Origin of the sequence: Micromonospora sp. HB375 (genome assembly GCF_017872985.1) — a bacterium.
GTDB classification, from domain to species: domain Bacteria; phylum Actinomycetota; class Actinomycetes; order Mycobacteriales; family Micromonosporaceae; genus Micromonospora; species Micromonospora chalcea.
Window position 1 is genome coordinate 1,450,029 of the sequence record NZ_JAGGJO010000001.1, and the last position, 20,941, is coordinate 1,470,969.

Annotated in this window: 19 protein-coding genes; 14 read left to right on the forward strand and 5 right to left on the reverse strand. The window is 74.0% G+C overall.

Features of this window, described 5'->3' with window-relative positions; translation table 11 throughout:
• Window positions 1-11: 11 nt before the first annotated feature.
• The gene (locus J3R08_RS07015; RefSeq protein ID WP_209960415.1) at window positions 12-1,007 is read right to left on the reverse strand and encodes a hypothetical protein; all 996 of its coding nucleotides are present in this window, start codon (window positions 1,005-1,007) and stop codon (window positions 12-14) included.
• Between the two features lie 108 nt (window positions 1,008-1,115).
• Here J3R08_RS07015 and truB point away from each other — a divergent pair, with 108 nt between their 5' ends.
• The 7 genes from truB to J3R08_RS07050 all read left to right on the forward strand — a co-directional run bounded on the left by truB (window position 1,116) and on the right by J3R08_RS07050 (window position 8,910).
• Window positions 1,116-2,000 carry a tRNA pseudouridine(55) synthase TruB gene (gene truB, locus J3R08_RS07020; RefSeq protein ID WP_043330544.1) on the forward strand — a complete coding sequence of 295 codons (885 nt, stop codon included), beginning with the start codon at window positions 1,116-1,118 and terminating at the stop codon, window positions 1,998-2,000.
• Window positions 2,001-2,032: 32 nt separating this feature from the next.
• Window positions 2,033-2,959: a bifunctional riboflavin kinase/FAD synthetase gene (locus J3R08_RS07025; RefSeq protein WP_030503409.1), complete on the forward strand. Its 927-nt coding sequence runs from the start codon at window positions 2,033-2,035 to the stop codon at window positions 2,957-2,959.
• Between the two features lie 181 nt (window positions 2,960-3,140).
• On the forward strand, window positions 3,141-3,410 hold the full coding sequence (gene rpsO / locus J3R08_RS07030) for a 30S ribosomal protein S15 (protein WP_013284678.1): 270 nt from the start codon (window positions 3,141-3,143) through the stop codon (window positions 3,408-3,410).
• A gap of 220 nt (window positions 3,411-3,630) precedes the next feature.
• Window positions 3,631-6,006 (forward strand): polyribonucleotide nucleotidyltransferase, encoded by a 2,376-nt coding sequence (locus tag J3R08_RS07035; protein WP_174536233.1) that lies wholly within the window; start codon window positions 3,631-3,633, stop codon window positions 6,004-6,006.
• A 153-nt stretch (window positions 6,007-6,159) separates the two neighbouring features.
• The gene (locus tag J3R08_RS07040; RefSeq protein WP_209960416.1) at window positions 6,160-7,494 is read left to right on the forward strand and encodes a pitrilysin family protein; all 1,335 of its coding nucleotides are present in this window, start codon (window positions 6,160-6,162) and stop codon (window positions 7,492-7,494) included.
• Between the two features lie 108 nt (window positions 7,495-7,602).
• Window positions 7,603-8,364 (forward strand): 4-hydroxy-tetrahydrodipicolinate reductase, encoded by a 762-nt coding sequence (dapB, locus tag J3R08_RS07045; protein ID WP_209960418.1) that lies wholly within the window; start codon window positions 7,603-7,605, stop codon window positions 8,362-8,364.
• Between the two features lie 75 nt (window positions 8,365-8,439).
• Complete coding sequence (locus J3R08_RS07050) at window positions 8,440-8,910, forward strand: GNAT family N-acetyltransferase (protein WP_209960420.1); 471 nt, start codon at window positions 8,440-8,442, stop codon at window positions 8,908-8,910.
• Between the two features lie 166 nt (window positions 8,911-9,076).
• Here the strand turns inward: J3R08_RS07050 and J3R08_RS07055 are convergent, their stop codons facing one another.
• The gene (locus tag J3R08_RS07055; protein ID WP_064447090.1) at window positions 9,077-9,670 is read right to left on the reverse strand and encodes a GNAT family N-acetyltransferase; all 594 of its coding nucleotides are present in this window, start codon (window positions 9,668-9,670) and stop codon (window positions 9,077-9,079) included.
• Between the two features lie 35 nt (window positions 9,671-9,705).
• Between J3R08_RS07055 and J3R08_RS07060 the strand changes: the two genes are divergently transcribed.
• Window positions 9,706-11,010 carry a glycosyltransferase family 87 protein gene (locus J3R08_RS07060; RefSeq protein WP_166455498.1) on the forward strand — a complete coding sequence of 435 codons (1,305 nt, stop codon included), beginning with the start codon at window positions 9,706-9,708 and terminating at the stop codon, window positions 11,008-11,010.
• On the opposite strand, the gene J3R08_RS07065 is transcribed toward J3R08_RS07060, so the two are convergent.
• Window positions 10,915-11,460, reverse strand: coding sequence for a GNAT family N-acetyltransferase (locus J3R08_RS07065; protein WP_069089334.1), 546 nt, complete (start codon window positions 11,458-11,460; stop codon window positions 10,915-10,917). The genes J3R08_RS07060 and J3R08_RS07065 overlap by 96 nt on opposite strands.
• A 79-nt stretch (window positions 11,461-11,539) precedes the next feature.
• Between J3R08_RS07065 and J3R08_RS07070 the strand changes: the two genes are divergently transcribed.
• From J3R08_RS07070 to J3R08_RS07095, 6 genes are all read left to right on the forward strand, one after another.
• Window positions 11,540-12,769, forward strand: a complete 1,230-nt coding sequence (locus J3R08_RS07070; protein ID WP_043325793.1) for a winged helix-turn-helix domain-containing protein — start codon at window positions 11,540-11,542, stop codon at window positions 12,767-12,769.
• Window positions 12,759-13,352 (forward strand): DUF2752 domain-containing protein, encoded by a 594-nt coding sequence (locus J3R08_RS07075; RefSeq protein ID WP_280841726.1) that lies wholly within the window; start codon window positions 12,759-12,761, stop codon window positions 13,350-13,352. Before J3R08_RS07070 ends, J3R08_RS07075 begins: the two co-directional genes overlap by 11 nt.
• Window positions 13,353-13,486: 134 nt before the next feature.
• Complete coding sequence (gene thyX, locus J3R08_RS07080; RefSeq protein WP_043330542.1) at window positions 13,487-14,224, forward strand: FAD-dependent thymidylate synthase; 738 nt, start codon at window positions 13,487-13,489, stop codon at window positions 14,222-14,224.
• Between the two features lie 52 nt (window positions 14,225-14,276).
• Window positions 14,277-15,203 (forward strand): 4-hydroxy-tetrahydrodipicolinate synthase, encoded by a 927-nt coding sequence (gene dapA / locus J3R08_RS07085; protein ID WP_043325790.1) that lies wholly within the window; start codon window positions 14,277-14,279, stop codon window positions 15,201-15,203.
• A gap of 51 nt (window positions 15,204-15,254) precedes the next feature.
• The gene (locus J3R08_RS07090) at window positions 15,255-16,943 is read left to right on the forward strand and encodes a ribonuclease J (RefSeq protein ID WP_043325788.1); all 1,689 of its coding nucleotides are present in this window, start codon (window positions 15,255-15,257) and stop codon (window positions 16,941-16,943) included.
• 174 nt (window positions 16,944-17,117) lie between these two features.
• Window positions 17,118-18,668 (forward strand): S1 family peptidase, encoded by a 1,551-nt coding sequence (locus J3R08_RS07095; RefSeq protein WP_209960422.1) that lies wholly within the window; start codon window positions 17,118-17,120, stop codon window positions 18,666-18,668.
• Between the two features lie 89 nt (window positions 18,669-18,757).
• Here J3R08_RS07095 and J3R08_RS07100 read toward each other — a convergent pair whose 3' ends face one another.
• The gene (locus J3R08_RS07100) at window positions 18,758-20,404 is read right to left on the reverse strand and encodes a YbjN domain-containing protein (RefSeq protein ID WP_124779015.1); all 1,647 of its coding nucleotides are present in this window, start codon (window positions 20,402-20,404) and stop codon (window positions 18,758-18,760) included.
• Window positions 20,401-20,880: a YbjN domain-containing protein gene (locus tag J3R08_RS07105; protein WP_043325784.1), complete on the reverse strand. Its 480-nt coding sequence runs from the start codon at window positions 20,878-20,880 to the stop codon at window positions 20,401-20,403. The genes J3R08_RS07100 and J3R08_RS07105 overlap by 4 nt, the downstream gene beginning before the upstream one ends.
• Window positions 20,881-20,941: the final 61 nt, after the last annotated feature.

The window sequence follows — 20,941 nt, forward strand, 5'->3', positions numbered from 1 at the left end:
AGGTGGGCGGGTCAGCAGGTGTCCGGCAGGTCGACCGTCTTGTCCGGGTCGAAGACCGCGTCCGGGTCCGGGTCGGCCGGACCGGCGAGCGAGGGCCGGCCCAGCGCGAGCAGCCCCTTGTCCAGCGCGACGCAGTCGATGTTGGAGGCGTACGAGTCGGCCCGCTCGATCCACAGCCCGGCGGAGGCGGTGGTCACGTCGGCCGGGTGCGGCACGCTCCACTTCACCGTGTCGTGGACCACCACCACGCCGGCGCCCGGGGCGGGGCGGGTGGTGGAGAACGCGTACGCCCAGACGAAGTTCGTGGTCACCTCCAGGATGCGGATGCCGTCCCGGTCCTTCGTCGCCCGGTAGCTGATCCGGCCCTTGACCCGGGGCTCGTCGTCGGTGAGCCGGGCGCCGGGGGCGAGCCGGGTCGAGTAGGTGCCCGCCTCGCCGGTGGGGAAGTCGTCGCGTACGCCGGCCCGCGCGTCCGGGGCGAACTGGCGGACCAGCCGCTCCGGGTCCTTCGCGGTGAAGAACGTGCGGTCCAGCCGGGCGGTGATCAGCGCCTTGCGTACCTTGGCCAGCGTGTCTGCCACCTGCTTCTCGGTGAACGCGCCGGTCCGCTTGGCCCGGGGCAGCGCGATCCCGGCCGTGCCCTCGGGGAAGCCGGCTGCCGGGGTGCCGTCGAACGGGCCGGCGGCCGGTGGCGGCGAGGCCGACGAGGACGCCTGCTCACCGACCGGCAGGCTCACCGTGGGGTGTTCGGCGGGCGGCTCCCGCCAGCGCTGGAAGCCCTGGTAGCCGAGGCCGCCGACGAGCCCGAAGAACGCGAGCAGCGCCAGCACGACCACGCCGCCGAGCAGCTTGCCGGAGTGCCCGCCGAGCGCGATCCGCAGGCGGTCGCCGCGGCCCGGCTCGACCTCGGGCGCGGGCTGGCGCAGCCACTCGGGTACCCGACCCAGCGTGTCCTCCGACGGGCCATCGGTGGCGTGGGGATCGGGGACGGAACGGTGATCGGTCATCGGACTTCCCGGGCAGACGGGGCGGGGGCGCACGATCTTGACACCCCGCCGAAGCAGGGCGGTATCCCCCGCAGGGAGGATCGGCGCCGTCTGGCAGGCTTGGCGGTCGTGAGCACAGACGGTCTGATCGTGGTCGACAAGCCCGGCGGCATGACGTCGCACGACGTCGTGGCCCGGATCCGCCGGCTGGCCCGTACCCGCCGGGTGGGGCACGGCGGCACGCTGGACCCGATGGCCACCGGCGTGCTGGTGATCGGGGTGGGCCGGGCGACCCGGCTGCTCACGTACGTGATCGGCGCCGGCAAGAGCTACGCCGCGACGATCCGGCTGGGGCAGGCCACCGTCACCGACGACGCCGAGGGCGAGGTGGTCGCGACCACCCCGGCCGGCGCGGTCACCGACGACGGGGTACGCGCCGCGCTGGCCGCCCTCACCGGCGAGATCGACCAGGTGCCCAGCGCGGTCAGCGCCATCAAGATCAACGGCCAGCGGGCGTACAAGCGGGTCCGTGACGGCGAGACGGTCGAGCTGCCCGCCCGCCGGGTCACCGTCTCCCGGCTGGACGTGCGGGACATCCGCCGGGACGCCCCGGACGTGGTGGACGTGGACGTGGACGTGACCTGCTCGTCCGGCACGTACATCCGGGCGCTGGCCCGCGACGCGGGGGCCGCGCTCGGCGTCGGCGGCCACCTCACCGCGCTGCGCCGCACCGCGGTCGGCGGGTTCACGCTCGCCGAGGCGGCCACGCTCGACCAGCTGGAGCAGCGCGCGCCGGACGTGGTGAACCTGCCGCTGGACGCCGCCGCCGCGCGGTTCTTCCCGCGCCGGGACGCCACCGCCGACGAGACCCGGGTGCTCTCCCACGGCGGGCCGCTGACCCCGGCCGGGATCACCGGGCCGTACGCGGTCTTCGACCCGGCGGGCGGGCTGATCGCTATCGTCAGCGAGCGGGACGGTCGGGCCCGCGCGGAGATCGTGCTGGCCCCGGCCTGAACGGCGCGCGGGCGGACAGGGGGAGGAACGGCATGCAGCGGTGGCGGGGGTACGAGGCGGCGCCCGGCGGCTGGGGACGCTCAGTGGTCACCATCGGCGTCTTCGACGGCGTGCACCGGGGGCACCAGGCCACCATCGGGCACACCGTGGCGCGCGCCCGGGAGCTGGGCGTCAAGTCGGTGGTGGTGACGTTCGACCCGCACCCGGCCGAGGTGGTGCGCCCGGGCTCGCACCCGGCGGTGCTCACCGAGCCGGCGCGCAAGGCCGAGCTGATCGAGGCGCTCGGCGTGGACGTGCTCTGCGTGGTGCCGTTCACGGTCGAGTTCTCCCGGCTGCCACCCGAGGCGTTCGTGCACGACGTCCTGGTCGAGCACCTGCACGCCGCGCTCGTGGTGGTCGGCGACAACTTCCGGTTCGGGCACCGGGCGGCCGGGGACGTGCCGCTGCTGGAACGGCTCGGCCGCACCTTCGGCTTCGCCGTCGAGGGCGCGCCGCTGGTCGCCGAGGCGGGGACGGTCTTCTCCTCCACGTACATCAGGTCCTGCGTCGACGCGGGCGACGTGGGCGCGGCGGCGGCGGCGCTCGGCCGCCCGCACCGGGTCGAGGGCGTGGTGGTCCGCGGCGACCAGCGCGGACGTGAGCTGGGTTACCCCACCGCCAACCTGCTGACCCACAGGTACGCGGCGGTGCCCGCCGACGGCGTGTACGCGGCCCGCCTGGTGCGCCGCGACGGCGAACCGCTCGCCGCGGCCGTGTCGATCGGCACCAACCCGACGTTCTCCGGCCGGGAACGGCGGGTGGAGGCGTACGCGCTGGACTTCACCGGCGACCTGTACGGCGAGCGGCTGGCCCTGGACTTCGTGGCGCACCTGCGCGAGCAGCGGACGTACGACGCGATCGAGCCGCTGGTGGCCCAGATCGCCGAGGACGTGGAGCGCACCCGCCGGGCGGTGTCCTGACCCGCTCGGGCGACCTTGACCGGCCGTCCGGCCCGAGGGCTGGTAGGCTGGCGGAGACGTCGGCTGACCGACGGGGGCCTCGCGTGCCTGCACGACGCCGCGGGTGCGAGGAACCGGTCCGTTGCACCGGTCACCACGACCGCTCCGGACCTCATCGAATGACCCACGAAACAGGGAGAACATGGCGCTCGACCAGGAAGCCAAGGCCAAGATCCGCCAGGAGTACGCGACCGCCGAGGGCGACACCGGCTCGCCCGAGGTGCAGGTCGCGGTCCTGACCAAGCGGATCGCTGAGCTCACCGAGCACCTGAAGGTGCACAAGCACGACCACCACAGCCGCCGTGGGCTGCTGCTGCTGGTCGGCCGGCGCCGCCGGCTGCTGAACTACGTCCAGAAGAAGGACATCAACCGCTACCGGTCGCTCATCGAGCGGCTCGGCCTGCGCCGATGACCTGACGGGGGAGTGGCCGCCTGGCCGCTCCCCCGTTGCAGTACCACCGAAGAACCCGGCCGCGCGACACCCGAAGAGGGAGCCGGTCAGCACCGGTCTCCGGTAGTGGCCCCCGGGAACCCCGGCACGACGCCGGCCTCCCCGGGCGCTTCGATCGAAGACCGGCCGCCTGAGCAGTTCCCGTGTCGTCGGCCGACGACGCGAAGGAGCACCACAGCACATGACCGAGACCAACCTCGGCACCGAATCCCGCACCGCGGTGATCGACAACGGGTCCTTCGGCACCCGTGAGATCACCTTCTCCACCGGCCGCCTGGCCCGTCAGGCCGCCGGCTCCGTCGTCGCCCAGCTCGGCGAGACGGTCGTCCTCTCCGCGACCACGGCCGGCAAGCAGCCGCGCGAGTCGTTCGACTTCTTCCCGCTGACCGTGGACGTCGAGGAGCGGATGTACGCCGCGGGCCGGATCCCCGGCTCGTTCTTCCGCCGTGAGGGCCGGCCCAGCGAGGACGCCATCCTCACCTGCCGGTTGATCGACCGGCCGCTGCGCCCGTCGTTCGTCAAGGGCCTGCGCAACGAGGTCCAGGTCGTCGAGACCGTGCTGGCGCTCGACCCGCAGCACCCGTACGACGTGGTGGCGATCAACGCCGCCTCGATGTCGACCAAGCTGTCCGGCCTGCCGTTCTCCGGCCCGATCGGCGCGACCCGGGTCGCGCACGTCGACGGCCAGTGGGTCGCCTTCCCGACCCTGGAGGAGCTGGAGCGGGCCACGTTCGACATGGTCGTGGCCGGCCGCACCCTGCCGGACGGCGAGGTCGCGATCATGATGGTCGAGGCCGAGGCCACCCCGAACGCGGTGTCCCTGATCTCGGGCGGCGCCACCGCGCCGACCGAGGAGATCGTGGCCAGCGGCCTGGAGGCCGCCAAGCCGGCCATCCGCGAGCTGTGCCGGGCGCAGAGCGAGCTGGCCGAGGTGGCCGCCAAGCCGGTCAGCGAGTTCCCGGTGTTCCTGGACTACTCCGACGACGTGTACGACGCGGTGGCCGACGTGGCCCGCGCCGACGTCACCGAGGCGCTGAAGATCGCCGGCAAGGCCGACCGCGAGGAGGCCCTGGACCGGATCAAGGCCAAGGTCGCCGAGGAGCTGACCGGCCGCTTCGAGGGCCGCGAGAAGGAGCTCTCCGCCGCGTTCCGTTCGCTGACCAAGTCCGAGGTCCGCAACCGGGTGCTGCGCGAGCAGGTCCGCATCGACGGCCGCGGCCCGCGTGACATCCGTCCGCTGACCGCCGAGGTCGGCGTGCTGCCGCGGGTGCACGGCTCGGCGCTGTTCGAGCGCGGCGAGACCCAGATCCTGGGCGTCACCACGCTGAACATGCTGCGCATGGAGCAGATGGTGGACACGCTGTCCCCGGAGAACCGCAAGCGCTACATGCACAACTACAACTTCCCGCCGTACTCGACCGGTGAGACCGGCCGGGTCGGCTCGCCGAAGCGGCGCGAGATCGGCCACGGCGCGCTCGCCGAGCGGGCGCTGATCCCGGTGCTGCCCTCGCGCGAGGAGTTCCCCTACGCCATCCGGCAGGTCTCCGAGGCGCTCGGCTCCAACGGCTCCACCTCGATGGGCTCGGTCTGCGCGTCGACGCTGGGCCTGCTCTCGGCCGGTGTGCCGCTGAAGGCGCCGGTCGCCGGCATCGCCATGGGCCTCATCTCCGACGAGGTCGACGGCAAGACCCAGTACGTGACGCTGACCGACATCCTCGGCGCCGAGGACGCGTTCGGCGACATGGACTTCAAGGTCGCCGGCACCCGGGACTTCGTCACCGCGCTCCAGCTCGACACCAAGCTCGACGGCATCCCGTCGGACGTGCTGGCCGCCGCGCTGCAGCAGGCGCACGAGGCCCGGCAGACCATCCTCGACGTGATGCAGCGGGCCATCGAGGCGCCGGCCGAGATGTCGGACTACGCGCCGCGGGTGACCACCGTGAAGATCCCGGTCGACAAGATCGGCATGGTGATCGGCCCGAAGGGCCAGACCATCAACGCGATCCAGGACGAGACCGGCGCCGAGATCTCCATCGAGGACGACGGCACGATCTACGTCGGCGCGACCAACGGGCCGGCGGCCCAGGCCGCGGTGGACCGGATCAACGGGATCGCCAACCCGACGCTGCCCAAGGTCGGCGAGCGGTTCCTCGGCACCGTGGTGAAGACCGCCGCGTTCGGCGCCTTCATCTCGCTGCTGCCCGGCCGCGACGGCCTGCTGCACATCTCCAAGGTGGGCGACGGCAAGCGGGTCGAGAAGGTCGAGGACTACCTCAACGTCGGCGACAAGGTCGAGGTCGAGATCGCGGACATCGACGCCCGCGGCAAGATCTACCTGGACAAGATCCGTCCGGAGGGCGCCGAGGCGCCGGCCGCCGCCGAGGGTGGCGACCGTCCGTCGGGCGGCCGGGACCGCGGCGGCGACCGCGGCCCGCGTGACCGGGGTGACCGGGGCGGGGAGCGTGGCGAGCGCCGTTCCGAGGGCGGCGAGCGCCGCTCCGAGGGTGGCGAGGGCGGCGGCGAGTCCCGTCCGCGTCGCCGGACCCGGCACAGCTGATCCACCGCCGGCCCGGGTGACGTCCGCGTCACCCGGGCCGGACCACGGCTCCAGATCGCGTGCGCGACCTGGAGCCGTCGTACGTCCCGCCGTTCCTCGTCATCCGGAGAGCAGGTTCTCGTGAGTTCGTCAGGCGCCTCGACGGGACGGGGGGTGGCGTCGACCGGTTCGGCGGCCCGCGCGGTCACCCGGACGCTCAGCGACGACCCGCTCGGCGGCACCGTCCGCCGTACCGTGCTGCCCAGCGGGCTGCGGGTGCTGACCGAGGCGATCCCGGCCATGCGCAGCGTGTCGTTCGGCATCTGGGTGGCGGTCGGCTCGCGCGACGAGACCGGCCCGCAGGCCGGTGCCGCGCACTTCCTGGAACACCTGCTGTTCAAGGGCACCAACAAGCGCAGCGCGCTGGAGATCTCGTCCCAGATCGAGGCGGTGGGCGGCGAGACGAACGCCTTCACCACGAAGGAATACACCTGCTACTACGCGCGGGTGCTGGACGAGGACCTGCCGCTGGCCATCGACGTCATGTGCGACCTGGTCGCCGACTCGGTGCTGACCCCGGCCGACGTGGAGACCGAGCGCGGCGTCATCCTCGAAGAGATCGCCATGCACGACGACGAGCCCGGCGACGAGGTGCACGACCTGTTCGCCCGCGCCGTCTACGGCGACCACCCGCTGGGCCGGCTCATCTCCGGCACCGAGGAGACCGTCACGCCGATGACCCGGCGGCAGATCCAGGGCTTCTACCGCCGCCGCTACACGGCGCCGCAGATCGTGATCGCCGCCGCCGGCAACCTCGACCACGCCGCGGTGGTCAAGCTGGTCCGGCAGGCGCTGCGCGGCACCCCGCTGGACACCGACCCGGCGGGCCCGGCGGCGCACCGCCCGGCCACCCCGGGGGTACGCACCAAGCCGGCCACCACGCTCGTCGAGCCGAAGGAGACCGAGCAGGCGCACGTCGTCCTCGGCTGCCCGGCCATCGACCGCACCGACGAGCGGCGCTTCGCCCTCGGCGTGCTCAACAACGTGCTCGGCGGCGGCATGTCCAGCCGGCTGTTCCAGGAGATCCGGGAACAGCGCGGCCTCGCGTACTCGGTCTACTCCTACGCCAGCCAGTACGCCGACAGCGGCGTGTTCGCCGTCTACGCCGGCTGCGCTCCGGGCAAGGTGGACGAGGTGCTGCACCTGACCCGCGCCGAGCTGGCGCGGGTCGCCGCCGAGGGGATCACCGAGGCGGAACTGGCCCGGGGCAAGGGGATGAGCAAGGGCTCGTTCGTCCTCGGGCTGGAGGACACCGGCTCGCGGATGAGCCGGCTCGCCAAGGGCGAGCTGCTCTACGGCAACCTGATGCCGGTGGACGACCTGCTGGCCCGGGTGGACGCGGTGACGCTGGCGGACGTGAACACGCTCGCCGCCGAACTGCTCGGCCGGCCGATGTCGCTGGCCGTGGTGGGCCCGTTCGACTCCGGCAGCTTCACCGTCGACCGCTGAGCGGCGGCGGTCCGGTCGGCCGGGTGTCGGCCGCGCCGGTTCGCCGGATGCCGGGCGTCGGTGCGGTCCGCCGGACCGCGCCGTGCGGGCTGGGATAGGTTGTGGCCCGTGACTGAGCAGCAGAACACGGCGGCCCGGGTCGGTGTGCTGGGCGCCCGGGGCCGGATGGGCATGGAGGTCTGCAAGGCGGTCGACTCCGCCTCCGACCTGGAGCTGGTCGCGGCCGTCGACCAGGGCGACGATCTGAACGCGGTGGCGCAGGCGGGCGCCGGCGTGGTCGTCGACTTCACCACTCCCGACGCGGTCATGGACAACCTGCGCTGGTGCGTCGAGAACGGCGTGCACGCGGTGGTCGGCACCACCGGCTTCACCGAGCAGCGGCTCGACCAGGTACGCGAGTGGCTGGCCGGTCGTCCCGGCGTGGGCGTGGTGATCGCCCCCAACTTCGGCATCGGCGCCGTGCTGATGATGCAGTTCGCCGCGCGCGCGGCCCGGCACTTCGAGTCGGTCGAGATCGTCGAGCAGCACCACCCGCGCAAGCTGGACGCGCCGAGCGGCACCGCCACCCACACGGCTCGGCTGATCGCCGCGGCCCGCGCCGACGCCGGGCTCGGGCCGGTGCCGGACGCCACCCGCGACGAGGTGGCCGGCGCCCGCGGCGCCGACATCGACGGGGTACGCGTGCACGCGGTGCGCGCCACCGGCCTGGTCGCCCACCAGGAGGTGCTGTTCGGCACCACCGGTGAGACGCTGACCATCCGGCACGACTCGTACGACCGGGTGTCGTTCATGCCCGGCGTGCTGCTCGCGGTCCGCGAGGTGGGCCGCCGGCCCGGTCTCACGGTCGGCCTGGACGCCCTGCTCGACTGACTGCCGCGGTGTGCCCCCGGCCTGCTGCGGGAAACCGTTTTGCCTGGTCGGGGGCGTCGACCTAGGCTGCTTTCCATGATCGATTCCGGACAATCCGACCGCACCGGCCGCCGGGTGACGCTGCGCCCGGTGGACGACGACAACTGGCGGGCCGTGGCGGACGTCGCGCCGCACGACGACCAGCGCGCCTTCGTGGCCGCGCTCGCCGCCCGCTACCTGCTTCTCACCGAACGCTCGGACGTCTGGAACTCGCTGGCCGTCTACGCCGACGAGACTGTCGTCGGCCATGTCATGTGGGGCGTGGACGACGACGAGTCGCGCTGGATCGGTGGCATGGTGATCGACGCCGCCGAGCAGGGCCGTGGCCTGGGCCGCGCCACGGTGCGGACGCTCGCCGACTGGCTCGCCGAGGCGGGCGAGCCGATCCGCCTGAGCTACCACCCCGACAACAGGCCCGCCGCCGCCCTCTACACCGCCCTGGGCTTCCACCCCACCGGCGCCATGGAGGACGACGAGCTGGTAGCCGAACTCCGCCCCTCGGCCTGACCCCCGCGCCAACCCCGTTGATCATGAAGTTGGCGGCGTTTTCGATCTCCCTGGCCGCCGCCAACTTCATGATCGACCGCGTCGGGGCGGGTGGGGTGGCGGTCCTGCCCCGTGCCGGGACCGCCGGCCCACCCACGTGAGGGTGGACCGGCGGCCGGGCGGGAACTCATCGGTCGGCTGAAGGATTTTCGTCAGCGGATTCCGGGACCGCCACGTGGAAGCGGAGCTGGGGGACGAGCATGTCGTCCACGTCCAGCGCGCGGGTCGCGCCGTCCGGCTCCCAGCCGGTCGAGCCGAGGAAGTTGCGGGTCGCCGCGTCGGCGTCGAACGCCCACGCCACCGCCCGGGTCAGCCCGTCGGCGCGCCAGTGCTCGACGGCAGCGGCGAGCAGCCGGCTGCCGTGCCCGCGCCGCCCCCACCGGGGCTCCACCAGCAGGTCGGTCACCGCCGCGACGCCCGACGCGAGCGCGTCGGCCGGCTCACCGGGAGCCAGCGCCTCGGCGTCGGCCGGACCGGAGGCGATGAACCCCACCAGATAGGATTGCGCCGCCTCCTCGACGGCGACCAGCACCCGGTGCGCGCCCGAGGGGGGCTCCTGCACCGCCGCGCTCCACCGCCGGGCGAGGTACGCCTCGTCCAGGTTGTCGAGCACGTGCCGGGGCAGGATCCGGCGGTACGCGACCCGCCAGGTCGCGAGCTGGACGCGTGCGATCTCGCCGGCGTCCTCGGGACGCGCGGGCCGGACGTAGCCTGCAGCCATGGCACGTGAGCCTACGCAGGGCGAGGAGGGTGACGGTGGCGCAGGGTGCCGGGCGCACGATCACGCAGGCCGTCGCCGTGGCGGCGCTCGCCGCGGCGGTCACCGTGTTCCTGTCCGTGGCGGCGGTGCGGCACGGCTTCTTCGACCTGCAGGTCTACTACGGCGCGCTCACCTACTGGGCGCGTGACGGCGGGGAGATCTACGACTTCCTGCGCCCCGGCACCCAGTACGGCTTCACCTACCCGCCGTTCGCCGCGCTGGTGATGCTGCCGATGGCGTACCTGCCGTGGAACGCCGCGATCGTGGTGAGCGTGACGCTCACGGTGCTGGCGAGCGCCGTGGTGATCTGGCGGCTGCTGGACCCGGTGGCCCGCCGCTCCGGCTGGACCCGCTGGTTCGCCCTCGCCGTCGCGCTGTGCCTGGCCGCCGCGTACGAGCCGATGCGCGAGACGGTCAACTTCGGCCAGGTCAACATGCTGCTGCTGTTCCTGGTGGCGGTGGACCTGCTGTGGCTGCTGCCGGCCCGCAGCCGCTGGGCGGGCGTGGGCATCGGCCTGGCCACCGCGATCAAGCTGACGCCCGGCATCTTCATCGTCTACCTGCTGGTCACCGGCCGCTGGCGGGCCGCCGCCACGTCGGTCGGCACGGCTGCCGTCGCCACGCTCGTGGCCGCCGGTCTCTTCCCGGACGCCTCCCGGGAGTTCTGGACCGAGGCGCTGTGGAACACCGACCGGGTCGGCGAGCTGGCGTTCGTCTCCAACCAGTCGCTGCGCGGGGTGGTCGCCCGGCTCGACCCGCAGCACCCCAGCACGATCGCCTGGCTGGCGCTCGTACTCGTGACGCTCGTGGTGTGGGCGTGGCGGTCGCGGGCGGCGGTGGCCGCCGGCGACGAGGCCACCGGCCTGGCCCTGACCGGCGCCGTGATGTGCCTGGTCAGCCCGGTCACCTGGGTGCACCACCTGGTGTGGCTGCTGCCCGGGTTGATCCTGCTCGTGGACAACGGCATGGCAGCGCCCGCGCGCAGCCGGCGGCGCCGTCTGCTGCTGGCCGCCGCGTTGATCGGGTACGCGCTGCTGTGCAGCCGGATCGTCTGGGCCTGGGAGAAGGACTTCACCGGCGTGGACGGCTTCCTCGGCAGCAACACGTACGTGTGGATCAGCCTGGCGTTGCTGCTGGGGCTGCCGATCCGGCGCTGGCTCACCCCGGACGGCGGTGGGCGTCCCGGCGGGGAGGTCCCGGCCGGGTCAGCCTCCGGCGGTGTAGCGCAGCTCGCGGAGCAGGAGCGGGGGGAGTCCGCCGGACAGCGGCACCGGATAGGTGGACTCCTCGCCGTCCGGTGAGTGCCCGGCCCGCTCGTAGAAGCGGCGCGCCCGGGCGTTGTCGGCGAGCACCCAGAGCCGGTACCCGGTCCAGCCCCGCTCGGCCAGGCCGTCCCGGGCCGCCGCGAGCAGCGTCCGGGCGACACCCGAACCCCAGTACGCGGGCTCCACGTAGATCGCCAACAGCTCACCGTGCGCCGGGTCCAGGTCGCCGCGGTCCTGGTTGTTCCGGTACGGCCCGAACGTGGTGAACCCGACGATCGTGCCGCCGTCCTCGGCGACGAGCGTGGTGAACGGGTGCTCCGGGTCGGCGGTGCCGAGGTCGCGGCGGCGCTGGGCCCAGGCGGCCGGGTTCAGCCGGGCCAGCACCTCCGTGGGCATGATCCCGGCGTAACCGGACTGCCATCCGTGGACGTGCACCCGGGCGATCGCCTCGGCGTCGTCCGGTTCCTCCCGGCGAATGGTGAGCATCTGTCCGTTCTATGCCCAGACGGGCGATCGGTCCAGCCGCCGCTCCCGGTGTCGTACCGCTGGATTAGGGTCGCCGGCGATGGCCGTACCGGAATCGCTCTCCCTCGCCCAGGCCCGCCGGATCGCCCTGGCCGCCCAGGGCTTCGCCGACCCGGCGCCTGCCGGCGTGCCCACCCGGCGGCACCTGCGCCGGGTGCTCGACCGGGTCGGGCTGATCCAGATGGACTCGGTGAACGTGCTCCAGCGGGCGCACTACCTGCCGCTCTACAGCCGGCTCGGGCCCTACCCGACCGCGCTGCTGGACACCGCCGCCTACCGCCGCCCGCGTGAGCTGTTCGAGTACTGGGCGCACGAGGCGTCGCTGGTGCCGGTCGGGCTGCACCCGGCGCTGCGCTGGCGGATGGCGAAGGCCCGCGACGAGGCGTGGGGCGGCATGCGCCGGATCGCCCAGGAGCAGCCCGGGCTGGTCGCCTGGGTCCGCGACGAGGTGGCCGCCCGGGGGCCGTTGACCGCGGCCGAGATCGAGCACGACGCGCCCCGGGAGACCGGCAACTGGGGCTGGAACTGGTCCGCCGTGAAGCGGGCGCTGGAGTTCCTGTTCTGGGCCGGCGAGGTCACCGCCGCCGAGCGCACCAACTCGTTCGCCCGCCGCTACGACCTGCCCGAGCGGGTGCTCCCGGCCGCCGTGCTGGACGCGCCCACCCCGACCGACGCCGAGGCGTACCGGACGCTCGTCTCGATCGCGGCCCGCTGCCTCGGCGTGGCCGCCGAGCCGGAGCTGCGCGACTACTTCCGGCTGCCGGTGGCCGGGGCGCGGCAGGCGGTGGCCGACCTGGTCGAGGCGGGCGAGCTGACCCCGGTCACCGTGCAGGGCTGGCGGCACCCCGCCTATCTGCACGCCGACGCCCGGATGCCCCGCTGGGTACGCGGGAACACGCTGGTCAGCCCGTTCGACCCGCTGGTCTGGGAGCGGGCGCGCACGGAGCGGCTGTTCGGCTTCACCTACCGGATCGAGATCTACGTGCCCGCGCCGCAGCGGGTGTACGGCTACTACGTGCTGCCGTTCCGCCAGGGCGAGCGCTTCACCGCCCGGGTCGATCTCAAGGCCGACCGGAAGGCCGGCGTGCTGCTGGTGCCGGCCGCCTGGGTCGAGCCGGGCGCCGACCCGGGGGAGACCGCTGTGGCGCTCGCCGCCGAGCTGTACCGGCTGGCCGGGTGGCTCGGCCTGGACGCGGTCGCCCCGCCCGCCGCAGGCGACCTCGCGGGGCCGCTGGCCGCCGCGCTGGTGGGCGTGGCCGGTGTACGGTGAGCGCGTGACGAGCGTTGACCGGCCTGCCACCGAGCCCGACCCGCACGCCCACAGTGAGCCGCACGTCCACGCTGGGCCGCACGCTCCCGACGGGCCGTGGCAGGGGCCGTACCCGGTCGCGTACCAGCCGGTCGAGACCGACCGGTTCACCCGTATGGTCCTGCGCCTGCACGCCCGCGCCCCGCGCTGGGCGGTGCCGCTGGCCGCGCTCGGCTGCGTCGTCCTCGGCCTGGCGTACGCGATGATCAGCAACCCGACGCAGAGCGACCCGGACGCCCGTCCGACCTGCCTGCTCAAGCTCACCACCGGGCTCGACTGCCCGGGCTGCGGCGGCACCCGCGCGCTCTGGTACGTGCTGCACGGCGACCTGCCGGCCGCCGCCCGGCACCACTTCCTGTTCGTGTTCGCGCTGCCGTTCCTGACCTGGCTCTTCGTGGCCTGGGGCGGCAACCGGGCGTTCGGCTGGAAGTTGCCCGAGCCGCGGTTCAGCCCCAAGGCGATCGGGTTGTTCCTGGCCGCCTGGGGGGTCTTCTCGGTGGCCCGCAACCTGCCGTGGGCGCCCTTCACCTCGCTCTACGTCTAGCCTCCCGCCGAGGGACCGCGCTGACGCGAGGGCCGGGAGATCTTGGACACCCGGGCTGAGCTGGGCGGCAGGTCGGCCGCGCGCCCGATTTCCGCGCCGGGCGAGGGCCAACTACAGTCCCAGGAATGCCGGAGATGGTGCAGCCCCAGGTCAAGTTGATCGCGTGGACCCAGTTCCAGGCGCCCGAAGAGGTGCCCTGGTCCACCGACGCCGACGGCGGGCAGGCGCTCGCCGAGTTCGCCGGCCGGGCCTGCTACCAGAGCTGGAAGAAGCCGAACCCGGCCACCGCCACCAACGCGGGCTACCTGGCGCACATCCTGGAGGTCGGCCACCTGAGCGTGCTGGAGCACGGCTCGGTGAGCTTCTACTTCAGCGGCGTGTCGCGGTCGTTCACGCACGAGCTGATCCGGCACCGGCACTTCTCCTACTCGCAGCTCTCCCAGCGCTACGTGCCGGAGCGGGACGCGGCGATGGTCGAGCCGTCGGTGATCGCCGACGACCCGGAGCTGCACAAGAAGTTCGTCGAGGCCACCGACGCCGCGGTGCGGGCGTACACCGAGTTGCTGGAGGGGCTGGAGGCCCGCTTCACCGACGAGCCCAACCCGACGCTGCGCCGCAAGCAGGCGCGCCAGGCGGCGCGGGCGGTGCTGCCGAACGCGACCGAGACGCGGATCGTGGTGACCGGCAACTACCGCGCGTGGCGGCACTTCGTCAAGATGCGCGCCACCGAGCACGCCGACGTGGAGATCCGCGAGCTGGCGGTGGAGTGCCTGCGGCAGCTCAAGAGCGTCGCGCCGAACGTGTTCGCCGACTTCGAGATCTCCACCCTGCCCGACGGCACCGAGGTGGCGGCGTCCCCGTACGCCGAGTGACCTGTCGCCCTTCGCCGCCGGGTCACCGGTGGTCGTCCGCTAGGTTGTGAGCATGACGCACGACCACTCCGCCGCCCCGAGCCGGGGCGCGTCGCGCCCGTTCGGGCGAGTGATGACGGCCATGGTGACCCCGTTCACGCCGGACGGCGGGCTCGATCTCGCCGGCGCCGCCCGGCTGGCCGAGTACCTCGTGGACGAGCAGCGCAACGACGCGCTGGTCCTCAACGGCACCACCGGTGAGTCACCGACCACCACCGACGCGGAGAAGGAGTCGCTGATCCGCGCCGTGGCCGAGGCGGTGGGCGACCGGGCCCGCATCGTCGCCGGGGTGGGCACCAACGACACCCGGCACACAGTCGAGCTGGCTACCCAGGCCGAGAAGGCCGGCGCGCACGGCCTGCTGGTGGTGACGCCCTACTACAACAAGCCGCCGCAGGCCGGGCTGCTGCGTCACTTCACCACCGTCGCGGACGCCACCGGCCTGCCGGTCATGCTCTACGACATCCCGCACCGCTCCGGCGTGGAGATCGCCACCGAGACGCTGGTGAAGCTGGCCGAGCACGGCCGCATCGTGGCAGTGAAGGACGCCAAGAGCGACCTGACCGCCACCTCCTGGGTGCTGGCCCGCAGCGACCTCGCGTTCTACAGCGGCGAGGACGCGCTCACCCTGCCGATGCTGTCGATCGGCGCGGTCGGCGTGGTCGGCACCTCCACCCACTTCACCGGCGCGCCGACCAAGCAGATGATCGAGGCGTTCGAGGCGGGCGACAACGCCCGGGCGCTCGCGCTGCACCGGCAGTTGCTGCCGCTCTACACCGGCATCTTCCGCACCCAGGGCACGATCCTGGTCAAGGCGGGTCTCGCGGCCCAGGGCCGCCCGGCCGGCCCGGTGCGACCGCCGCTGGTGGACGCCACCGGCGACGAACTGGCCCAGCTGCGCGCCGACTGCGCGGCGGCGGGCCTGCCCCTGCCCGAATGAACAAACGACACGACGGACGCCGCGCGACGGCGTCGCAGAATGAGGTGACGCGTGACCGAGGCGCACATCGAGGGTGAGCTGCCCCCGCCGCTGCCCGAGGGCGGCCTGCGGATCATCCCGCTCGGCGGACTCGGCGCCATCGGCCGGAACATGACCGTCTTCGAGTACGACGGCAAGCTGCTCATCGTCGACTGCGGGGTGCTGTTCCCCGACGTCGAGCAGCCGGGCGTGGACCTGATCCTGCCCGACTTCGGCCCGATCCTGGACCGGCTGGCCGACGTGCAGGCGATCGTGCTCACGCACGGCCACGAGGACCACATCGGCGCGGTGCCGTACCTGCTCGCGCACAAGCCGGACATCCCGCTCGTCGGCTCCCAGTTCACGCTCGCGCTGGTCGAGGCGAAACTGGCCGAGCGGCGGATCCAGCCGTACACGCTGACCGTGCGGGAGGGCGGCCGGGAACGGCTGGGCCCGTTCGAGTGCGAGTTCTTCGCGGTGAACCACTCGATCCCGGACGCGCTGGCGGTGGCCATCCGTACGCCCGCCGGCCTGGTGCTGCACACCGGCGACTTCAAGATGGACCAGCTTCCGCTGGACGGGCGGATCACCGACCTGGCCGGGTTCGCCCGGCTCGGCGCCGAGGGCGTCGACCTGCTGCTGTCGGACTCGACGAACGCGGAGATCCCCGGCTTCGTCACGCCGGAGAAGGAGATCGGCCCGGTCCTCGACTCGATCTTCGCGAAGGCCAAGGGGCGGATCATCGTCGCCTCGTTCGCCTCGCACGTGCACCGGGTGCAGCAGGTCTTCGACTCGGCGGTCGAGCACGGCCGCAAGGTGGCGCTGATCGGCCGGTCCATGGTCCGCAACATGGGCATCGCCCGCGACCTGGGCCTGCTGAACATCCCGCCCGGCCTGGTGGTCGGGATCGAGGAGGCCACGAACCTGCCGCCCGAGCAGATCGTGCTGATGTCCACCGGTTCGCAGGGCGAGCCGATGAGCGCGCTGGGCCGGATGGCCAGCGGCGACCACCGGCACATCACCATCGCGCCCGGCGACACCGTGGTGCTGGCGTCCTCGCTGGTGCCCGGTAACGAGACCTCGGTCTACCGGGTGATCAACCGGCTGGCCCGCGCCGGCGCCGTGGTGGTGCACAAGGACGTGGCGAAGGTGCACGTCTCCGGCCACGCCCCGGCCGGCGAGCTGCTCTACCTGCTCAACGTCGTCCGCCCGAGCAACCTGATGCCGGTGCACGGCGAGTGGCGGCACCTGCGGGCGCACGCCCGGCTCGGCATCGAGTCCGGCGTCGCGCCGGACCGGGTCGTGCTCTGCGAGGACGGCGACGTGGTCGACCTGGTCGAGGGCCGCGCGAGCCTGGTCGGCCGGGTCAAGAGCCGGTACGTCTACGTCGACGGTCTCGCCGTCGGCGACGTCAGCGAGTCGCTGCTCACCGAGCGGCGGATCCTCGGCGACGGCGGTTTCATCGCCGCGACGGTCGTGGTCGACTCGGTCACCGGCAAGGTGGTCGCCGGGCCGACCGTCTCGGCGAAGGGCTTCTCCGAGGACCCGGCCGCCTTCAACGCGGTGGTTCCGCTGGTCACCGAGGCGCTGAACCGGGCCGCCGCGGACGGCATCACCGACCCGCACCAGCTCCAGCAGATCGTCCGCCGCACCGTCGGACGCTGGGTCAACGACGCGTACCGCCGTCGGCCGATGATCGTCCCGACAGTCGTCGAGGTCTGACCCGACCGCGCCGCGCGCCGGTCCACCGTCCACGGTGGGCCGGCGCCGTCGCTTTCCGGGTACGTCCCGACACGCCGCGTCGAAAACCTCCGCTCACCCTCATCCGATCGGCGTCCGTCTCCGTACTCCGGGACGGCCGGCGTGCCCCTGCGCCGGCCGGGAGGAGCGTGGCGGATGGACCGCAGACGGATGACAGCCATCGGCGTACTGGTGGCGGCGGCCGGGTTGACGGCGGCGGTGACCGTACCGTCGTTCGCCGGCGAGGAACCCCGGCGGGCCGCGCCGGCCACCGACGGCGTCGCCCCGGAGGTCCTGGACGCGATGGGCCGCGACCTCTCCCTCACCCGCGACCAGGCGGTGAAGCGGCTGCGCACCGAGCGGTGGGCGGCCGGCACCCTCACCCGGCTGCGTGCCGAACTCGGCGCCGGCTACGGGGGCAGCTGGCTCAGCGCGGACGGCGCGACGCTCACCGTGGCGGTGGCCGACGCGGCCGGCGAGGCGCGGGTCAAGGCGGCCGGCGCGGTCCCGAAGCGGGTCGCCCGGGGCGTCGCCGAGCTGGACGCGGTGAAGTCCCGGCTCGACGCGGCGGGCGGCGCGGCCAGCCCGGACATCGCCGGCTGGTACGTCGACGTGACCGACAACACGGTGGTGGTGGTCGCCCGTCCGGGCGCGGAGGCCGACGGCCGCCGGTTCGCCGCCACCGCGGGGTCGAAGACCGCGATGGTCCGGGTACGCACCGCCGACGAGGCCCCGCGCCCGCTGTTCGACGTGCGGGGCGGCGACGCCTTCTTCATCAACAACGCCGGCCGCTGCTCGGTCGGCTTCTCGGTGGTGGGCGGATTCGTCACCGCCGGGCACTGCGGCCGGCCGGGGGACCGCACCACCGGATCCAACCGGGTCGCCCAGGGCACGTTCGCGGCCTCCTCGTTCCCCGGCGACGACTGGGCGTTCGTGCGGGTAAACGGCGACTGGACGCCGCAGGGCGTGGTGACCGACTTCAGCGACGGCCGCACGGTGGCGGTCAACGGCTCCACCGAGGCGCCGGTCGGGGCCTCGATCTGCCGGTCCGGCTCCACCACCGGCACCCGCTGCGGCCTGGTCCAGGCCAAGAACGCCACTGTCAACTATCCGGAGGGGACGGTCACCGGGCTGACCCGGACGAACGTCTGCGCCGAGCCGGGCGACTCCGGCGGCGCGTGGCTCTCCGGCGACCAGGCGCAGGGCGTCACCTCCGGCGGCTCCGGCGACTGCACCCGGGGCGGGGTCACGTTCTTCCAGCCGGTCAACGAGATCCTCCAGCGCAACAACCTCACGCTCGTCACCGCCGGTGGCCAGCCGGCCCCGACGCAGCCGCCCGCCGGTGGCGGGGAGACCGCCCCGCCGGCGACCGTCCCGCCGACCCCGCCGGCCGCTGACACCGAGTGCGCCGGCCAGGTGAGCCGGAGCGGCCGGATCGCCGCCGGGCGGGTCCAGGTGCAGCCGGACGGGCGCTTCTTCCGGGTGCCCGGCGGCACCCAGGAGGCGTGCCTGGCCGCGCCGGACGGCGTCCGGGTGACGCTGGAGCTGCAACGCTTCACCAACGGCGCGTTCCGTACCGTCGCCCGCGCCACCAGCGCCGACGGTGTGGCCCGGCTGACCGTCGAGGGCCCGGCCGGCGCCTACCGGTACCGGGTGACCGGACTGTCCGGCTCCGGCGAGTACACGCTGGCGTTCTCCGCCCGCTGACCGCCGCATCGGAACCGCGGCCCCCGACCACCACCGCCTTGTGGTCGGGGGCCGCGTCGCGTAGCGGGCCGGCCGGTCGGCTCGGCGGCTCAGGCCAGGGCGGCGACCGCTTCGGCGTACGCCGCGCCGGTGCGTACCGCCGCGGCCACCAGTACCTCCAGCTGCGCCGGGGCGACCCCGCAGGACAGGTCCGTGGAGACGCCGGCGGCCAGCACCAGCGTTCCGTCGCCGGGCTCGTGCACGTAGGCGGCGGGCAGCAGCCGGTCGTGGTTCCAGGCGTTGCAGAAGGCGTACGCCTCGGCGCGCCGCTCGGCCGGCAGCCGCCGCTGCGCCACCACGCGGGCGTGCAGCACGTCACCGTGGCGGCCGAGCAGGCGGAACTGGATCGTGGCCTCGCCCCACCGCCCGACGAGTGTGCCGTCCGGCTCAGGCGAGTACGGCTCGCCCCGGGCGTCGAGCGCGGCGGCGAGCAGCGCCGCGTCCAGCGGGGCGGGCTCCTCCGGGCCGGGCGGGCCGGGCTCGGCCGGGTCCGGTTCCGGCTCCTCGTCGAACTCGCTCTCGGCGGCCAGCGACACCGGCGCGGCGAGCGGCCGCTCGGCCAGCCACGAGGCGATCCGGCCGGACTGGTGCCCGGTGCCGTTGCGGGCGTCGAAGCTGCCGGCGAGCGCCGTGGCCAGCGCCTGGAGCTGCGCCCCGAGTGTCGCCACGTCCACCTCGGCGGCCGGCCGGGAACCGTGCCCGGGGCGGTGGATCCGCCGCCCGCCGAGCCCGGCCTCGGCGGCCAGCCCGCAGAGCAGCGCGCCGGCCGCGGCGAACTCCATCGCGGACAGGTCGTCGGCCGGGCGGTCCAGCCGGGGCAGCTGCTCGGTCAGCACCTCCAGCCCGCGATGCAGGTAGCCGCCCAGCGCGCAGAAGCGCAGGTGCGCGGCGAGCAGCGGAAACGCGGCCCGTTCCCGGCGGTGCCGGCGGTACGCGCGTACGTGCGCCCGGGCCGCCTCGGTCACCGCGCCGGTGCGCAGCCACGGCAGCAGTCCCACGGTGAGCGCCCGTTCGGGCTGGTCGGTGCAGGTCGTCGCCACTGTCGCGGCGGTCTGCCGTTCGGCCCGCCGGGTCGGTGGCCCCTGCGGCTCGACCCAGCCGGTCAGCGCCGGCGCGAGCGCCGCCAGCGCCGCCTCCGGGTCACCCCACCCGGCCAGCAGGTCGGCCCGCCGCGCCGGGGCGCACCCCGCACAGCCACCCACCGGGTCCGTCGCGTCGGCGGCCGACCAGCGTTCGTACGCCCGCCGGGCCGCCGGCTCGTCGCCGAGGTGGTCGGCGACGCGGCAGCGCAGCTCCGCGACCGGCGCGGCGTCCTCGCCCAGCTCCCCGGCGAGCGTGTCCAACAGGGACCGGGCCTGATCCAGGCCCACCCGGGGCGTGCCGAACAGCGCCTCCACCGCCTGCCGCTGGTGCCGGCGCAGCCGGGTCAGCTCGTCGGGCCGGGCGTCCAGCAGCCCGGGGTGCCGGGCCACCGTCTCCCGCATCCGCCGCACCGGCTCCACCGCGCGCCACCGCTCACCCAGGTGCAGGTACGCCTCGACCAGCGCGAACCGCGCCGACAGGGCGGTACGCGGGTCACCGGTGGCGTCCGCGCGGGAGGCGATCCGCTCCAGCTCGGCGCAGCGCTCCTCGCCGTCGGGCCGGTCCCGGGCGTCGGCGAGCGCGGCGGCCAGCCCCCGGTCGCGTGCCGTGGTCATCGGAGCGTCCCGCCGGTCAGCTCGGCGACGGCGGCGGCCAGCTGACAGCCGGTGGTGACACCGCAGTCGACCAGCCGGTCGAGCTGGTGCGGTGTGACGCCGCGCTCCAGGTCGGTGGTGACCTCGCCGCAGATCTGGGCCGACCCGTCGTCGGCCACGTGCACGTACGCCTTGGGCCAGAGCCGGTCGTGGTTCCACCTGTTGCAGAAGGCGTGCAGCTCGGGCACGTGCTCGATGCCGAAGTGCGGCGCCACGACGGTGCGTACCTGGAGCAGCTCACCTGCCGCGCCCCGGCGGTGGAACCAGATCAGGTTCCGTTCCCAGCGGCCCACGAGCGCGCCGTCGGGCTCCTCGACCACCGCGTACCCCCGGTGTGCCAGCACGGCGGCGATCAGCTCGCCGGTCAGCGGGCGCAGCGCCTGGGGGTGTCCGGTCAGCGGACCGTCCGGACCGTCCTCGATCTCCGGCGACGCCATCGGGCATCCCTTCTGAGGCGAATAACACAAACGACGGTCCGACCCGTGCTGCGACGCGCGG